Below are 17,511 nucleotides of genomic sequence, written 5' to 3' on the forward strand. Positions count from 1 at the left end.
GTTTGGACCTGTTTTTTGCCATGAATTCATGAGCTAAATGGTTAAAAAAGCACCCGGGAGATTTCGGGCTTCAACTCTTCTTTCTTATCAGCTATTATCTGCTGTAAAGAGCAATCTATTTCCGCCTTTTCGCCCCGGAGGATAAAACCTCCCTGAATATCGTGAGAGGTAACAATTTTTAACCGCAGACCTTCTTTCCGGGTCTTTTTTAAGAGAGCATTAACCCAGTCCTGGGTGATTCTGCCATGATCCTTTTGGCTGATAATCAGAGTATCCACCCCGAAGGTAAGGTTTTCAGCGAGGTAGCGGGCAATAATATCAAGATATTTCCTGTCCTCAAGCTGTAATATTCTTTCAATGGCCTTATCGAATACCTCATCAATGAGCTGGTTCTTTAACCGTAACACCTCGGCACTCGTATTTGCCCTGTATTCAGTAAGAAGCCGCTCTTCCTCAAGGGCCAGAGCTGTTTTTTCATTCTCTATTTCTGCTTTATACCGTGCCTCAGCATTTCTTCCGGCCTCCTCGCGCGCCATTCTGACCTTTTCTTCAGCTTCCCTGATGATCCGGCTTGCTTGTGCTTCAGCCTCTTCCAGGATTTTTTGTCGTATTTTCTCAAGGCTCACGATTGATTCCCTTGTATGGTATAAGTAAGGTTGTGGTTGATGAGCTAAAATTTTGTTCCGGTAACCCAGATCAATAACAGGATGTTGGCCAAAAGCGCAATAACAGCATAGGTCTCGACCAGAGCTGGAATAAGAATAGCCTTTCCAGCCTCTGAAGGCTGTTTGGCGACCATGTTTGCCGCTACGGCAGAGGCCTTTCCCTGATAGATGGCGCTCATTAATTCTACCAGGCCGGTGCCAAGGCCTAAAAAGAAGACAACCAGTCCCTGGGAAGGCGATATGGTTATCGTCCCCGCTATCAATCCACAGCGCAAGGCCGCCATAATAGCGCAGATAAATCCATAAAAACCCTGGGTACCGGGAAGTGCCATAATCACCAGAAGCTGCCCGAACAGGTCTGGTTTCTCGGACAATATCCCACCTGCCTGACTGCCCGCAATCAAGATACCTTTTGCTGAACCTAACCCGCCCAAAGTAAATACCAAAATAGCCCCCAGAGCTGCCAAACCTGCGCCTGTCTGCACAAAAAAGAGATTGAGCATCTGTTGCCAAGAACTCATTCTTTTCATCCTCCCTGTAACCCAAGTTACAAATTTTGCCTATTGCCCTGATTTAAGTATTTAATTCCTGGTTACTCAGTTCCTGATATACTTTTTACCAACATTCGAATAACTAACGCTGCCTGCCATAAAACTTTCCTGCCATAACGTAAATGCAGGTAAACCGCAGAGACCTCAGAGGTACAAAGGGATAACCACACGTTGAACAGCTATGAAGAACCATGATGATTAATTTTTATTGACAATCTGTAATTATTGAGAGACATTTGTTATGCTGAGATCGCTTGAAGGAAGAGGTAAATTCTATTTTACCTTAATCAATTCAAGATCCTCCGGAGCATAATTCCTCTCTATAACACCTTTCATCAACAGCCTGAGCAGTTTCGACAATTTCCAGAGCGGCATATTCATTGGAGAAGGCCCGAAAAGGCGTCCCGCCACTATCATAGAATCTTCCGAAAAACTCCAGAAGGGTCAACCTGGCTGGATGGATAAATGCTCCAAGAATATTCATGATAAAATTAAACATATGACCTAAAATGAGAACAGACGCAATCATACATGGCCATATAACCGGAATTTTAAATAGAAAGGCTATAATATTAAAGGCCATACCGACTATGGTGGTGGTCAATCCAAGGGCCAGGAGACGGGAATAGGAGAGGCAGTCTCCAATAAACCCTGCCAGGCCGTAACTGCCGACAATACCATATAAACTCGCTATTCCTGTCAAGAACTTGGCGAGCAAAAGCTCCTCATTCCGTCCTTGAGTCAAGACCAGACCGACTGCACCCCCGATAAAAAGAATGAATCCCACTTTGTACAACAAAGGATTTACCGTGGTAAAAAGGGAAGAAATAAGGATTATGGCACCTGAAAGATATGGATACCAAAGAATACCATCAAATAGGGCATTTTTTATATTTCCCTGCCGTATTTCTTTTACAACCTTCAAAAAAATACCATAAAACTGGTTCAGAACACCGATGAAAATGGCAATAACCAGGGCAACTAACGGCTTCCCCATTGGATCAAGAATAACTAAGCTATCCCTTAAGATAAGAAGAGGATTGGATGCGGAGAGATATTTGGCCGAAACCAGATCTCCACCCCAGGAGCCGGTTATGAGCCCGAAAAAGGTAGTCGAGAAACCTGCATACCAGAAAAGCCGTAAAAATCTGACCAGTCTTTTTTCTTGGTTATATTTCCTGATCAGGAAGGTACAAAGGCCAACCAGCATAATTCCGTAGAGAACATCTCCGAGGCAGATGCCAAAGAAGGATAAAAAGGTCCAAAAAATGAAAGGAGTTGGATCCAGAGCAAAATAGTTGGGGTAGCCAAACATCTCGACAAGAAGCTCAACTGGCCTGAAGATTCTGTTATTTTTTAATGAGACCGGGACATTATCTGACGATTCCGGAGAAGAAAATGTGTAGCTGATATCTTGAAAAAGAGAGCCAAGCCCTTCATCCAATGCCTTTACATCCTGAGTACGAACAAAGCCTTCCAAAATTACCGTATGCGGAGTCTGTAAAAAATTCTTCTGAACTTCGTGGAAGGACTTTTTATTCTGGTAATCTTCCAGCAAAATCCTGACATGCACTCTGTGCCTGAGATATTCTCCGATCCTGCCGACAATCTTTTCCTGTTCCAGCTTCAGCTTTTCTGACTCTTTTCTCAATTCCTGACATCGCTCACTCACGGTTACGGTTAAGGGCGGCAGGGACACGGGTATGAAATGAGTGCCGATGAGAATATCATTGATCTGCTCTTGTATACCCTTTAACCCGATAACAAGGATTAATCGCGAAGATTTGTCTTCCGACAGAGTTTCAAGGTGCAAGCTATCAAGGTATTCTTCCGCCTTGCTTAAGAAGGTTTCATAATCATTGCGATTCATTTTCCCCAGTAAGGCGAAAGTTTTTTTACTCTCTCGAACGAGAGCAGGCGGGAAAGAGATAGCGGTGTAAGGCTCGATTTCCTTCAGCTCATGAGCTATCTCCTCTTCTCTCTTTTTACTATCCTCAAAACTCTTGTCGAGTGCTCTTACTTTCTTAAGTAATCCTTCGACATCGAGGCTGTGTGCTTCCTCCACATCTGATTGGGTGGCAAAGGTTGTAGGTGTAGTAGTAAAAAGGGATATGAGACCTTTGTTTTCAGGATGGAATTTATGGAAAAAGTCAAGAATGGAGTTTAGTTGAACGATCCTCTGATCATATTCCGTAGTATCGACTGATATCAAATTACTTTCATGGTTGCCGTTTTCTTCGAGCTTTAAAGATGGTCTGAGATCGACGACATGTAAAACACCTTTTTTCATTAAGAAGGAGCGAAGTTCCTCCTCCCTGCTTTTTAAGCATACAATGGATACCTTCGTCATCTTCTCAATAGCCATAGCTGTCTATCCTTAGTTTGCTGTTATTTATTGTTGAATTATTATATATGACTGAGGACCATTTCTATTGCTTTATCGATATGATGAGAGGAGTTTGCCTTCATATTTTTTAAAACAGCCTCTTTTTTTTGGGCCTCCTCTGTGCTCAGAGATGAAAGCCTCCGATTCCACTGGGCCTGTAAAGCTTTTTTTTCCTGAGCAAGCTTGTTTTCCCAATCTTTCTCGATCTTTTTTCTTTCTTCTTCCTGGCTTATTAAAAGCTCCTGACCTCTTTTTTGGGCTTTTTGAATAATATCATCAGCTTCTTTTTCGAAATCCAGTACTTTTTCTAAGGTATTCATTTTGATAATCAGACCATCCTTAATGAGAATTAACCAACTTTAGTGAAACCAAGAAATTATTCAATTCTGAGATTTATTCGCCAAATCAGAAATCAATCTGACTCCACTTATTATCGTGCTTCTATCGGTACAGTCTGTTCATCAAAGGCAAGAAAAAAAGAAGGGAAGAGCCCACTATCCCCCCCATACCGGCTTTTTAAATTGTATTTAGTATATTTCAGAACTTGAATATTGTCAAGATGATTGACAACAATTTCAGAAGATAGACACCACGAGGAAGATTATACTGTATTACAGCAGCCTTTCACTACCGGCCACTTTTTTAAAAATAGATTGAGAGTGCCTCAGCAGTCACTCATGATATACTCTAACTAACTGAAACAAATTAAACTTACGATCGGTAAAAATGATGGATTAAAAGAAAACATGAAGCTCATTATCTATGGTGCTCTCGATAATGACCAAAATCAAACAGGCGATTATGCTATTCTTGGAGAGGCTGAAGTAAGCGAAGTCAGGGAAACGTACTCATTTTGGAAGGCGATTGCACGGTGAAGTGTCCCGGCGGCAAGTAGGGTGATGAGAGGGGAGAAAGGGGCATCTCCTTGGAGCTCCCTGAAGTTTACATAATCATTATTTATGTAAACTTAGTGGTTCTCTCGCTCAGTAAATACCGCAGGAAGAGTCCGGCCAGTTAGGTGTTAACCTGAATGGCACTTACCTAAGACAAGAAGGGGGATACGAAGAGCACGAAGAGAGAGAAAGAGCGGCGGGTCCCTGCCCTGGACCCTGACCCTTTAAAAAGTTTAATCTCTGCGTGGTCTTCGTGTCCTTGGTGCGCCCTTTCTGTTCTCATAAGGAGAGGCTTGGCCTGTGTAAGTGCCATTCGGCTTGGCTTAACACCTGCGGGGAGAGGGTTGGGGGGGAGGGACGTTCATGGTTTCCTCTGTTTTATTTTTAACAAAACGATGTTTTACCATTACTTATCATCTAATAACTTATTGAAATAAGTATAATTTATTGAATATACATTACCTGTTACATTAAGCTACTACCGATAAGAAGCTGTTTAATTTAAGATATGGACTTCATATGAATAATAAATCAACTATAAGCCTGTAAAATCAATATATTAAACATGCTAATATCAGGTATAAGTTGAATACTTATCTTTGATAAATAAATAAATTATGATGTTATCCTTATTAACACCCGAAGATATTCCAGGCAAGACCATAAAAACGTAACGGATGTAAAAATATACCGTCTGAATTTTAAACTGGAGGATCAGGCCTTAATATTGGCGTGAGTCTTTTTTCTGACCAGGTGAAACAAATGATTTCCTGGCTTAAAAGGGGGTGACTTTGCAGTACATAACTTTTTACCCAATATCATAGGGGTCTTCGTAGATGTGACCTATTGTCGCGAGAATAGAGGAGGTAAAATCAAGGTAGAATTATGAAGGTAATTGGTTTTGGCAAAGCTTGTTCGTAAGGCTTAAGCAGGGAAAATCAATCCGGTTGGAGGGGGGATTCATTGATTTCATCAGACACGCTCATGCCGGGAACAGGGTAAGAAGGTATGGCATTGATATTGCAAACTCAGACTTCGCAAGGCGGCGTCTTGAGCTTACAGTAATTACAGGTCAGATAATTTTTATGGTTAGGATGGTTAGTAATGGTTAGAGAGGAGTAGTCATGAAAAAGAGTATTGTTTCGGCTGTTCTGTTTATATTTTTTTTCTCAATGAGTTCTTTTTTACCGTTTGGAACTGCCAAAGCTCAAACAACAACCACCGGTCTTGGGTATAATCCCTTCCTCTTTTCGGGAGGACTGGGGCACTTGAATCCTTATTTACTCTATGGTCTTCTCGGCAATTCCGGGACAACAGGAACCACCACTACAGGAAATCTGGGCTTCCCCTTCTCCTTCCCCTTCATGGGCATGGGCGGCATGGGAGGTTTCGGCCGCTTTAATCCCTATCTGTACAGCGGTCTGCTGGGCAATCTTGGCACTACGGGAACGACAAGCACGACGCCGACCACGGGCAGTTTTGGTTTTCCCTATTCCCTCATGGGCGGCATGGGAGGTTTCGGCCGCTTTAATCCCTATCTGTACAGCGGTCTGCTGGGCAATCTTGGCACTACGGGAACGACAAGCACGACGCCGACCACGGGCAGTTTTGGTTTTCCCTATTCCCTCATGGGCGGCATGGGAGGCTTTGGCCATCTGAATCCCTATCTGTATTCAGGGCTGCTTGGTAATACGGGGCTGTTTGGCAGCACCACCAGCAGTTTGTCGAGTAATCCCTATCTCCCCTTTGGATTCATGGGTGGTATGATGGGGATGGGCGGTATGATGGGAATGGGATATCCCGGCCTTTATAGCAGCCTGTTAAGCTCTCTTCTGCCTCCTGCAACCACACCGGTGGTAACCCCAACGGTCCCTGTTCCGGCGGCTACTGCACCGGCAGCAACCGTTATTCCGGCAGCAACCGTTATTCCGGCAGCAACGGTCACTCCGGCAGCAACCGTTGTCCCAGTGAGTACAATACCGGTAGCTACGGCTGTTGCACTGTAATTTATGACATATTGTGTGTATATCCGAATAAGCTATTGATATAATTGCAGTAAAGTTATTATATCGGTTTTAAACTCTTCCCTCTCGCTTCTTTTTCAATCAAAAAGAAGCGAGAGGTTATTTTTCCAGTTTCCACAAAATTATTTTTTCCCACCCGAGTTTTATCAGACAAAGCACAGGCCAAAAACAGAAATGGTATTACCCTCATGAAAGGGTTTATACCCTGTATCGTTCATTCTTTTTATGGTTCTTACAGCATAATATATATACTCATGCTGCTTGCTCTCCTCGAGGGGTATTGCCAGCAGGGAGTCAGGATGATGAAAGGAGAGATAATGGAGAATAAAAAAGTAATGATTACACAGATCCTTACTGTATTTTTATTTTTTTCCCTCTGCTTTTGGGGGGCAGGAAAGCCATCGGCTTCTCAGGCTGCATCTGGCGAGGTATCGGCCGCTCTATCACCAGCGGTTATCGTTGAAGCGGACCCCGCCATCTATCCGCCTCAGGAGGAGGTGCCGGTATCTCAGGCTGTTCGCGTTACGTTCAATAAAAACATGGATCAGGCAACGACCCGGTCAGCCTTTGCCCTGTACCGGATTTCTGGAGCCGGTGAGCATCTTTTGGTTGACGGAATTTGTCAGGTTACGGGCAATGTTCTTACCTTTACCCCATTCCACCCCCTGGCCGCAGACTCCATCTACCAGGTGGCCCTGAGCTTGAAAGCCACTGATGCGAGCGGCCAAAATTTGCAGGGCATCCAGAATACCCCTCCAGCGCAAGGAGATATCCTCTGGTATTTTGTCACTGTAGCCGATGCTATTCCTCCGGAGATTACCGATTGCTCACCTGCTTCGGAAGATAGGGATATTTCTCCTCCGACTGAGATCAGGTTTCATGTCCGGGATAATAACGCGGGCGTGGATCCTGGTTCTCTGGCAGTGAAAATCAATGGCCAACAGGTGGCCCCTGTTCTCAGCCCAATGTCAAAGAAGGACTTACAGGTAGTATATTCTCCGGATACTCCTTTCCCGTATGGCGAGAGAATCACGGTTTCCATTTATGCCAGGGATTATGTGGGTAATCCCGTTGAACAGTCCTATTCATTCACCACCATGAGCAGGCCGGATCGATCCTGGTCCCTGGAGCATAAGGCCCTGACGGATGTTGCCGCTCTGGCTATCGACAGCCAGGACCAGCTCTGGGTGGCTTTGCGGCAAGGCCCCGATGGCAGCACCGGCGGGGTCAGAATGTTTGATGGCAGCCGCTGGCACCTGTACGCCTCGGCAGGGGAGGTATTCATTGATAATGCAACAGCCATAGCCGTTGACAGCCGGGATCAGGTATGGGTTGGCCTTGGGACGGATGAGGCTGCGGGGGATGATCCGAATGCTGTCCCCAAGCTGGCAAAATATAATGGACAGAATTGGACACTCTACACCGCCAAAGCCCTTGGTGTTTCCTCTGAAGAAGAAATCAATGAAATAGCCGTCGATTTTCAGAATCACCTCTGGATCGCCACATCCTCAAGCGGAGTGATTGAGTTTGACGGGAATTTCAGCCTGCCGCGGGGACTGGAAGATACCGGCCAGGAGGATATCCAGGTCAGGGCAATTGCCCCTGGACCGGACAACGATATTTGGGTTGGAACCGACCTTTACGGGGTCCTGCGGTTAGGCGCGGTCGGGGGATGGGTGCAGTATGCTTTTTCGGTCCGCGGCCGGGATCCGGTTGATTTTATCGTCAACGACCTGGCTGTCGGTACTGATGGAAAAGTGTGGGCAGCCACCAGCTCAGGTCTATTGCAGCTTTCTCCGGATGATGAGGCAGGTGGAGGATGGAAGTGCCTGATCCCCAATAATTTCGTTCATGCCGTGGCTGTAGACAGGCGATCGGGAAATATCTGGATTGGAACGGAGCGGGGGCTTCTCAGGCTCGACAGCCAATCGAACCAGGTAAATTTTTTGCCAGATGAGCCATACTATCCTCTTGCAGCCGAGGCTGTTACCCATATAGCCATAAATCCCAACCCCGGTCATCCAGAAATCTGGGTTGCCGGCACTGACTCACTGGCCAGGAGAGATGAAAATGCACCTCGGATTATTTCCAGTCTACCGAAAGGCGGAGCTCAAAATGTAGCTGAAAATACTTCTATTACCATATACTTTTCCGAGGCCATGGATCCAAATTCCAGGGCATTTTTCAACCTGTATGACTCTCGCCATAAGCCCGTTTCAGGCAGTGCCATAATTGACGGAGATACCTTGACATTTGCTCTTCCTCCAGGCGCATCTTTGCTGGAGGGTGAGACCTACACACTCATCGCCGCCTCTCAGATGCAGGATCTGGCCGGTAACAGGCTCGATGGAGATCGGGATGGACTGGGAGGAGAGCCGGAGGATACCTGCTCGCTTGTTTTTACGGTCGAGAAGAAGGCCGTACCACTTCCTTCCAGTGAAGGATGGCTATCCGCTTACAGCGGAGGATGGAGCGGTGCGGGTTTTGGTTTTCCAGGTTCTCCTGCCGGACTTTTCGGCACTCAGATCATCCCCCTGAATCCGTGGTCCGGCCTGAGCCCGATGTCCGGTTTTAGTTCATGGTCTGTTTTCAATCCTCTGTCCGGCTTTGATTCGCAATTTCAAAACAACTGGGGGGCCTCTTTCGGTCAGGGAATCTCTTTTAATCAGTTTGGCTTTCAGGGATGGAGCAGCAATAGCTGGTCTACCCAGCCTCTGGGGAATACACTGCGCAATTTTCTCCCGGGAGGTCTTGGTTCTAACTGATTGTCCGCCATTGACGGGCAGGACGAATGAAGTGAGAGCCCCCTGAAGCACTCTGAGATTGAGACTGCTTCAGGGGGCTTGAAATTTTATCGCTCATATATGGTAGCCATCACACTGTTTGGATCTGATGCCTTTAGCGAAGTGAAAGTCCTATAGATGGGATTTCCCGCAGAGGCGCAGAGAAAATAATTTGTCTTTTTTACCTCTGCGTCTCTGCGTCTCTGCGGGAGAAATATTACTGTGTTGTCTTACCAATATGAGCGAATTTTATTTATGCGGTGTTTCCGCCACGGCACAGGATAACGCCGTGCGCCACTGACCACTGATAACTCACCTTGTTCCCGGTTTGATCAAGGAGTTCATTTTTCCCGGTAATTCCTCTGATGGGAAAGCACACTTATTCCGATATCTGTAAAGAGAGGGGATATTCTGGCTATTTAAGGTGTACTTCATGGTATTAACCCTGGTTTATTTCTTCCCTGATTTTTCTGACAGGAGTGTATGATGTGACCTCATCCGGGGCTGCACACTCCAGGCTGAAAAAGCCTTGTGGCTCCCGGCTGAAGTATAGCTGACAAATCAACAACAGGCAGATAATGGTTCCAATTGTCTGTGTGACTACCCTGATGGAGCATATTCATGTGGAAAGTTTTACTGGTCGATCAGAATAACTGGTTTGCTGATGAGGTAGCCCAGCGAATCGAGGGGAGTGATAAAAAACTGGTAATCGCCCGCGATGCGGACACTGCGATTAAAATGCTCCAGGGTGAGCAATTTCATCTGATCGTCATCAGCGACGAGCTTCCTGACAGGGGCTGTTTTCGAATCCTTGAACTGGCCATGATGATCGATGAAGCCATGCCGGTAAACCTGATTCTTCTTCAATATCAATTGGAGGATTTCAAGGACATTATTAAACCCTACACCTGGAGTGTGCTGGAGGGTGTGGTTACGGTTGACACTCTTCTCAATACTATTCACAATACGATCAAAGAAATAAAGCTTAACCATAAGATCCGTTATTTAACCCATACTCAGAAATATATTTGTAAATTCGATAACATCGTCGGGGTCAGCCCAAAAATTCAGGAAGTATTCTCTTTTATCAAAAAGGTGGCCAAAAGTGATTCTACGGTGCTTATTCAGGGAGAGACAGGAACAGGGAAGGAATTGATCGCCGCGGCTTTGCATTACAACAGCCTGCGGTGCCAGGAGAATTTTGTAGCGGTAAATTGTGCCACTCTGAATGAGAATCTTCTGGAGAGCGAGCTTTTTGGTCATGAGAAGGGTTCTTTCACCGGCGCTCACAATCTGAGGATTGGTCGATTTGAACAGGCAAATTGCGGAACGCTGTTCCTCGATGAGGTTGGGGAAATGAGCCTGTCGGTTCAGGCCAAGGTTTTACGGGTATTACAGAAACAGGAATTTGAACGGGTTGGAGGCAGCAAGACAATCAAGGTGAATGTCAGAGTGATTGCGGCCACGAACCGTGATTTGCTGAAAGAGGTCAGCGAGGGCAGATTCCGGCAGGATCTTTATTACCGCTTAAGTGTCATTCCCATTACTATTCCTCCCCTGCGGGAGAGAAAAGAGGATATTGCCCCCCTGGCTGCCTACTTTTTCAACAAGTATAAAAAAAGGGGAGGGAAAGAATTAATTGGTTTCCATCCGGCCTGTTATACCATACTTGAAAAGTACCATTGGCCGGGCAATGTCCGGGAGCTGGAAAATGTTATCGAACGGGCCGTCCTGGTCACCAGTAATGAATCTATTTTACCGGAAGATCTCCTGATACCGAATACGCTCCGGCCAGATTCGAATACTCTGCAATCCAATCCATTGCCTGGCAGGCCAGCGGCACAGAGCCATGACAGCGGCCATGATGATGGTTTTCATCTCGTCCTGCCTCCTGGAGGAGTAAGTTTAAAGGCCGTCGAACAGGAACTTATCATTCAGGCTCTGCGGATGAGTAAGGGAGTTCAGAAAGATGCAGCCAGGTTACTTGGAATCAGTTGCCGGGTGATTAACTATAAAATCAAAAAGTATCGATTGCAGGAATCAGGAAAGCCTTTCAGAAAAGAATGACAGGTAAAAGAGCTGGAGTGAGGTCAATGACAGTTGATGAGGCTATTGCCAAAATCGAAGATATCCCCACGATCCCGACAATTTTAGGAGAAATTCTGCGGATAACTTCTTCCGAGAGAAGTTCGGTGAATGATTTGACCAGGATTATCTATTCTGATCAGGCACTGGCTACCAAGATTCTGAAAATGGCCAATTCATCTTTTTACCGGCTGGCTCAGCAGGTAAAAAGCATTGACCGGGCTATCGTGGTTCTCGGATTCGAGGAGGTCCGCGCCATAGCTACGGCCATGACAGTTTTTGATTCCGTGTACCTGCGAAAAGACGGGGTCTACTATAACCGGCTGAGATCATGGAACCATTCTCTGCTCTGCGGCATGGGCACCAGGATATTGGTCAACCAGGTGAAGAATGGCAGGGGGCTTGAATCGGAAGTCTTTGTAGGAGGATTGATTCATGATATCGGCAAGGTTTTGATGGATCGGAATTTCCCGGAATATTTTGCCAGGGTTTTGGAATTGGTCGAAGAAACATCCATGACTATGGAATCCGCCGAGCAGAAAATTTTCGGTTTCGATCATGCCCTGCTGGCTGGCAGGTTATTGAAAAAATGGAAATTCCCTGACCAGTTGATCGACATGGTTTTGCATCACCATCATCCCGTTTCCGGAGAGGATAATCGGTGCTGGATCAGTATACTTTTTGTGGCCGACATGATGTGTCATCAGCTCGGATGTTCAACCTTTGCCTGTGAGCCCAAACCCAATATCAGGAAGTTTCTCCGTTCCGATTTGATGAAGTCACTCAGGAATAAAGGGTTGCCTCTGACGCCTCCAAATTTTATTGCTTCTCTCCGAAAATTAAAGGGACATCTGGCAGAGATAGACCGTCTGGCGAACATTTTTCTCCCTTCTTAAGAAGCGGAAAGAGGAAGACCGGGCATCTTTCAACGGAATAGTATAAGTCAAGAGGCCCGGCCTGATGAATCGTGGTATCTCCCTTTTATTTGCACCCAAACCATGAACCAATGGTTCCAATAAAGCACATCTTCGACTTGTCATCGGAAGACCCGGAAGAAACTGGTGTAGGCACATAGATATAATTGGTCTTGCTGGTATTATTGGGGTCTACCGGTGTTGCGTAAATGTCCTGTGATGGTGAGCTTTCAACGTCATATTCATTATATGCGGTCAGCAGTATCCGGTAAGTAGTATTGTTCTGCAGGTTCGTGAGGTTATAGGAAGTCACATTCCCGACATCGACCTTGTTCCTGAGGTTTCTGATAGAGCCGTTAGTCCCTGAATTGTTCCCGCTGTTTCCCCCCGGGGTTCCCCCATTCATGTCTCCGCCGTTTCCTCCCGTTCCGCCGGTACCACTATCCATACTCCCTCCATCGCCGCTCGATCCGCCGGGAGTATATCGGCTTGCCGATTGCACAGCCCTGATAGCGGAAACATCGTAATAGAGGTTATATCCCTGAGCTTCGGCGACCCTTTCCCAACTGAGCTTGACCGTGGAGCGGTCAACCGAGACCACAATCGAGGATGGTTCTGCCGGAGGCTCGGCTATGCCCTTGAGTCCGAAGCTGTCTTTGATGATGTCCCTGTAGGCCCGGTCATATTTAGCTTCATCGACAGCCAGAATATCGAGGAGAAAATCCAGGTATGAGACCGGTTCCGCATAGGCGGCAAACAAAAAGAGCGTATTGGCTGTTTTGATTCCATTCTCTCCGTATCTGCGGCGAAGCTCCTTCCGAAGGTTCCACATGGCCCCGGACAGAATAAGGCTGCTTTCGTAAAGCTCATCTCCATAATTCAGCCGGTAATGCAGGTCATTTTCCAGATCCCGTAAGGCTCCCTGATTCCAGAAGCCACCCTCGGCGATCAGAGAATCATTATTGATAGTGCAGGCCCAGTAATCGGAAAATGCCTCATGCATGGCATCGAACTGATTAAACCGGCTGGGATTGGATACAGGATTGCTTTCATAGATAGTATCGGTGACGGCATGACTTACTTCATGGTAGATAATATCTGAATAGAGAGAAAAATCCTGATATTCAGCCTTATCACCTTCTCCAAGGTAAATCCCGTCACCTTCAAGCCAGTAAGAGTTGTTGATCTCCTCAGTATTGTGAACCGTAATGGAGATGGGAAAGAAAGAATCCCTTCTTCCCGGAAAATTAGGGTCTATTGCCTTAAGATATTCAATGAGATAGTTGGCATGATAGTAGGCGTTCAACTCGTCGATATCCCCGGAGGCACTGATAGTTCCGGTATCCGTTTGGGGATTGTAATCGCTGGCGGCTTTGAGCGTGACCGTGATTTCGTCGGGCCTGTTTCGCACGATGTTGCCATTGGTATAGACCAGACCCTCTCCCTCATGGTTCCTGACCTGGAAATAGGTTCCCTTAAGGCTGATATCAAGGATATTATTTGCCGCCTCATTGGTGAAAGTAAAACTCCCGTTCTCATCAGTCACTCCCTGGACAGCGTGGTAAACGCCGATATCGTCGATGTTCCATCCGCAGTAATTATAAAAGCTGTTGGTGGGTCCCATGCCCCAGCGGATAGAAAAGGTCCCCGGATTCCCGCTCAGAAAGGAGGAAAGATCATAAGACACCAGTTTCCATTCTCCATCATAGATCGGCTCGAGGGGATTTGACCAGACCACATGCCAGTTGCCCGGCAAGCTGCTGATTTCGATATTGGCTTTATCCGAATTCGATCCTTCAACTCCAAGCCAGCGCCAGAATCTGAGGACTGTTTTTTTGCTCCCGCTCTGCCTGGTGATTGGCTTTGTAGTCAGGTACTCCCGGTTGGTCAGGTTCTCGTAATAACTGCCGCGCAGATTGTATCCATAGACAGCGGAGCCGGTATGGCCTGCATCCGGGTCCGTTTCCTCTGATCCCGAAGAGCCTGCCACCGGAATGCCGTATTCCCACCGAAATAGTGAGGTCCCGGCCCATCCTGGATCCTGGTTGAGATTTTCAAACATCAGAGGAGATGTTTTATCAAGGAGCGTAGCGGTCAGATTGGAAAACGGGACCGTAAGTATCGTGCCGGGATATTCGGGCAGGATTTGCCCCTCCACTTTTCCGAAAACCGAATAGCGTGCCCGGTCATAGTATTCGATAATACTTCCGTCCTGGGCATCGATAAAGTACCTCCACCCTTTGGCCAGCCGGGGGCAGGTTGCTTCGATCTCCCAGCATAAGCGGTATGCAACAGGTTGTGTGTCCTGCAGGGGATAGATAACCAGCCGGGGCTGGTTGCAGGTCAGGGAATCCGGGGAGAGTCCGCGGCTCTGGGCAACCATGCCAATGGCTGTCCGGCTGTCCAGGGAGGATTGCGGATCGATGGTTATCCCTGGATAGACAGTTCCCCCAAAGGTTAAAAGCTTTCCTGATTGCTGATAGCGCAAGGTCAGATATCCCCCGTAGACGGGAATTGACTGAGCGTATTGGCTGAACCTGACATACCATATTTCTCCCCGCTGATAAACCCTCTCCAGATGAAAGTCCTGGTAGCTTACCTGGAAAATCGATTCGTTTTCCCGGATGAATTTTTTTGATTCCTCAATCAGGTCCGCCTGGCTGCTCAGCTTTCGTTGAGCTTTGCCTGAAGACGAAGTACCGGTAGCCTCCACCCGCAGATAATTTGCCGTTTGGCTTCGCAGGACCTTCCAATCTCCTCCATTCCTTGCGAGAAAATATCTCCATGATTCATCCTTCTGGAGCCTCTGCGGAGAGATTATTTGAGCATCCTCTCCGCGGCTCGAATAATTCCCGGTTAAACTTCGTTCCCTTTTTCCCTTGCCGGACTGCAAAAGAGCATAGGCAGGGTTGTCCCATAAGGCTATTCCTCCAATAAAAATAATCAGAGGCAGCAAGGTGGAAATGGAAGCAAGCAGGCGAACACATTGAACCATGACGTACTACTCCCCCCTTCAAATGATGAAATAGAATAACCACGTTAGACTTTATTTACCTTTTCAGCATATTCTGTACCAGGACTGATCTTTTTAAGGAATTAAAAATTGGCTTGACAAAGCAGGCATCTCTGAGGAAAAAGAGGGATGCTCGTTCTTTGAGGAGGAGAGTGGTGTGTTCTTTTCCGCGAGAGCAAGTGACAGGTTTTTGAACAGTTCCGGGGATGACTGATTGAATACTGGTTGAGACCGGGAAAAACCGGGAGGGCAGCCCTGAATGAAGGCTGCCCTCCCGGTTCGAGCAAGCAATTATCATTATGAGTGAATGAGATTAAACATACCTTAGCAGGAGATTCACCTCAGCTACCAGATAAAAGGAATGAGAGGGAATAAAGCAGAGATAACAGCCGGTGCCGCTGTAGCTGTGGGAACCAGAACCGTAGGAGCAACAATCGTAGGAGCAACAATCGTAGGAGCAACAACTGTCGGAGCTGCAACGGCTGGAGCTACAACAGGGGCGGAAACCGTGGGAAATACGGTCAGATCAAGATTGAAGGTTCCTGTCTGGTCAACTCCCAGAGCCTTGACAACGATACCGGTAGCTACACTGACAATACTCCAGGTTCCGGTCATGGTGGTAGGACTGGTCAGGGTCCCGCTGATCTGGAGAGCATAGGTTCCCAGAGCATTAATTCCACTCAAGGTGACAGAATATGGAGTAGAGGTTCCATAGACCGTAACCGGCGTCGGGATAGAGGCATTTCCAAAGAGTGTGGCTGTTCCGGTGAGGAATCCGGTCAGAGGATCTTCAACCAGAGTCAACGTCATATCAGCATACAGGAAACCCAGATACCAGGTTCCGGTCCATGATCCGTCAAACTGCTCGGCAGTAATAGCCGCAGTGGCAGCAGGTGCCGCAGTAGTGGTTGTAGTAGTAGGCGGAGTGAGCCCGGCCAGAGCTGTCAATATAGCATTCGACGTACTGCTCAGACCTGAAAGACCGCCAAGACCGCCATACAGACCGCCTAACCCGCCGTACAGTCCACCCAGACCACCATAGAGGCCGCCCAGACCGAGCATGCCGCCATACAGGCCATACAGACCGCCCAGGCCATACATACCATACAGGCCGCCGTACAAACCGCCATAGAGACCGCCGAGCCCGAACATTCCGCCATACAGGCCATATAAGCCACCATACAGGCCATACAATCCACCGTACAGTCCGCCTAATCCATACATACCACCATACAGACCGCCGTACAATCCGCCATACAAACCGCCATAGAGACCACCCAAGCCGTACATACCATATAAGCCACCACCATACAAACCGCCATAGGAGCTGTAATACCCTTCGCTTGGCTTGGAAAGAGTGATAATCAGGCAGAGTATCAAGAGGAACGAGAGGCAGGTTTTCAACCATGATTTTCCAGGGTCTTTCATCATACGACTTTCCTTCCCTACAATGAGTGTTTTCATGCATCCTTGAGAATTGCTCTCAAGAGCCTAATGAAAAATCAGGCTTACACTGGGAAGGCAGCCTTCTTCGGAAAAGCTGAAGAAGGCTGCCCTCGTCTCCTATTACGATATACACCTTCAGACTGAGCCTGTTAAACCTAGATTACCGGAGCAAGCAGGCTGAGCTTAAAGCTGCCGGTTTCCACCAGTGAAGTACTGTTGGTCAGGGTATAGGTTCCGTCCATAGTGGTAGCGGTAGTCAGGGTACCAACAATATCAATCGTAAAGGTCATAGTACCAAGGCCAATGCCGGAGCCGCTGAGGATAATCTGACTGTTCAGTGCAGTTCCGGTAACATCCACCAGACTGCCCAGCGTGGGATTACCCAGCAGTTGAACATAACCGGACAGGGTTCCCAGCAGAGGATCTACAACCAGGTTGAGAGTCATTGGGCCGGAAACAAGCCCTGAAGACCAGATACCTTCCCAGGTTCCAGCCTGCTCGGCAGCCGTTAGCGAACCACTTAAGGCGGAGATGAGAGCCAGGGTGCTCAAATCACCCATGCCATAGAGCCCGCCCAGACCATAGAGCCCACCCAGGCCGTACATACCATAAAGCCCGCCATAGAGGCCGCCCAGGCCATACAAGCCGTAGAGCCCGCCATAGAGGCCACCCAGGCCGTACATGCCATAGAGTCCGCCGTAGAGTCCCATGCCGTAAAGTCCGCCGTAGAGACCGCCATACAAGCTTCCTA

At 47.3% G+C, this 17,511-nt stretch carries 12 protein-coding genes; 5 read left to right on the top strand and 7 right to left on the bottom strand.

Going from position 1 to position 17,511, the window contains the following annotated elements; translation table 11 throughout:
- Positions 1-41: 41 nt before the first annotated feature.
- The 4 genes from AB1611_22405 to AB1611_22420 all read right to left on the bottom strand — a co-directional run bounded on the left by AB1611_22405 (position 42) and on the right by AB1611_22420 (position 3,922).
- Positions 42-626, bottom strand: a complete 585-nt coding sequence (locus tag AB1611_22405; GenBank protein MEW6382325.1) for a V-type ATP synthase subunit E — start codon at positions 624-626, stop codon at positions 42-44.
- 44 nt (positions 627-670) lie between these two features.
- Positions 671-1,186, bottom strand: coding sequence for a V-type ATP synthase subunit K (locus AB1611_22410; protein MEW6382326.1), 516 nt, complete (start codon positions 1,184-1,186; stop codon positions 671-673).
- Between the two features lie 322 nt (positions 1,187-1,508).
- Complete coding sequence (locus AB1611_22415) at positions 1,509-3,581, bottom strand: V-type ATPase 116kDa subunit family protein (GenBank protein MEW6382327.1); 2,073 nt, start codon at positions 3,579-3,581, stop codon at positions 1,509-1,511.
- 41 nt (positions 3,582-3,622) lie between these two features.
- A complete protein-coding gene (locus AB1611_22420) occupies positions 3,623-3,922 on the bottom strand; it encodes a hypothetical protein (GenBank protein ID MEW6382328.1) in 300 nt (99 codons plus the stop codon).
- Between the two features lie 426 nt (positions 3,923-4,348).
- Between AB1611_22420 and AB1611_22425 the strand changes: the two genes are divergently transcribed.
- From AB1611_22425 to AB1611_22445, 5 genes are all read left to right on the top strand, one after another.
- On the top strand, positions 4,349-4,477 hold the full coding sequence (locus tag AB1611_22425; protein ID MEW6382329.1) for a hypothetical protein: 129 nt from the start codon (positions 4,349-4,351) through the stop codon (positions 4,475-4,477).
- Between the two features lie 1,190 nt (positions 4,478-5,667).
- A complete protein-coding gene (locus AB1611_22430) occupies positions 5,668-6,501 on the top strand; it encodes a hypothetical protein (protein ID MEW6382330.1) in 834 nt (277 codons plus the stop codon).
- A 335-nt stretch (positions 6,502-6,836) separates the two neighbouring features.
- Entirely contained in the window at positions 6,837-9,284 is a 2,448-nt protein-coding gene (locus AB1611_22435; GenBank protein MEW6382331.1) for an Ig-like domain-containing protein, read from the top strand.
- A 639-nt stretch (positions 9,285-9,923) separates the two neighbouring features.
- Positions 9,924-11,369: a sigma-54 dependent transcriptional regulator gene (locus tag AB1611_22440; protein ID MEW6382332.1), complete on the top strand. Its 1,446-nt coding sequence runs from the start codon at positions 9,924-9,926 to the stop codon at positions 11,367-11,369.
- Positions 11,370-11,395: 26 nt separating this feature from the next.
- On the top strand, positions 11,396-12,283 hold the full coding sequence (locus tag AB1611_22445; protein MEW6382333.1) for an HDOD domain-containing protein: 888 nt from the start codon (positions 11,396-11,398) through the stop codon (positions 12,281-12,283).
- An 85-nt stretch (positions 12,284-12,368) separates the two neighbouring features.
- Here the strand turns inward: AB1611_22445 and AB1611_22450 are convergent, their stop codons facing one another.
- From AB1611_22450 to AB1611_22460, 3 genes are all read right to left on the bottom strand, one after another.
- Positions 12,369-15,296 (bottom strand): hypothetical protein, encoded by a 2,928-nt coding sequence (locus tag AB1611_22450; GenBank protein MEW6382334.1) that lies wholly within the window; start codon positions 15,294-15,296, stop codon positions 12,369-12,371.
- 363 nt (positions 15,297-15,659) lie between these two features.
- Positions 15,660-16,745, bottom strand: a complete 1,086-nt coding sequence (locus tag AB1611_22455; GenBank protein MEW6382335.1) for a hypothetical protein — start codon at positions 16,743-16,745, stop codon at positions 15,660-15,662.
- Between the two features lie 170 nt (positions 16,746-16,915).
- On the bottom strand, positions 16,916-17,511 hold a 596-nt coding region (locus tag AB1611_22460), incomplete at its 5' end, for a hypothetical protein (protein MEW6382336.1).

The organism is bacterium, assembly GCA_040755755.1.
Taxonomy (GTDB): Bacteria; SZUA-182; SZUA-182; order DTGQ01; family DTGQ01; genus DTGQ01.

Coding starts and splice junctions, on each gene's coding strand:
- AB1611_22410 (MEW6382326.1), bottom strand. CDS start 1,186: ATGAGTTCTTGGCAACAGATGCTCAATCTCTTTTTTGTGCAGACAGGC.
- AB1611_22450 (MEW6382334.1), bottom strand. CDS start 15,296: ATGGTTCAATGTGTTCGCCTGCTTGCTTCCATTTCCACCTTGCTGCCT.
- AB1611_22435 (MEW6382331.1), top strand. CDS start 6,837: ATGGAGAATAAAAAAGTAATGATTACACAGATCCTTACTGTATTTTTA.
- AB1611_22440 (MEW6382332.1), top strand. CDS start 9,924: ATGTGGAAAGTTTTACTGGTCGATCAGAATAACTGGTTTGCTGATGAG.
- AB1611_22430 (MEW6382330.1), top strand. CDS start 5,668: ATGAGTTCTTTTTTACCGTTTGGAACTGCCAAAGCTCAAACAACAACC.
- AB1611_22455 (MEW6382335.1), bottom strand. CDS start 16,745: ATGATGAAAGACCCTGGAAAATCATGGTTGAAAACCTGCCTCTCGTTC.
- AB1611_22420 (MEW6382328.1), bottom strand. CDS start 3,922: ATGAATACCTTAGAAAAAGTACTGGATTTCGAAAAAGAAGCTGATGAT.
- AB1611_22445 (MEW6382333.1), top strand. CDS start 11,396: ATGACAGTTGATGAGGCTATTGCCAAAATCGAAGATATCCCCACGATC.
- AB1611_22415 (MEW6382327.1), bottom strand. CDS start 3,581: ATGGCTATTGAGAAGATGACGAAGGTATCCATTGTATGCTTAAAAAGC.
- AB1611_22425 (MEW6382329.1), top strand. CDS start 4,349: ATGAAGCTCATTATCTATGGTGCTCTCGATAATGACCAAAATCAAACA.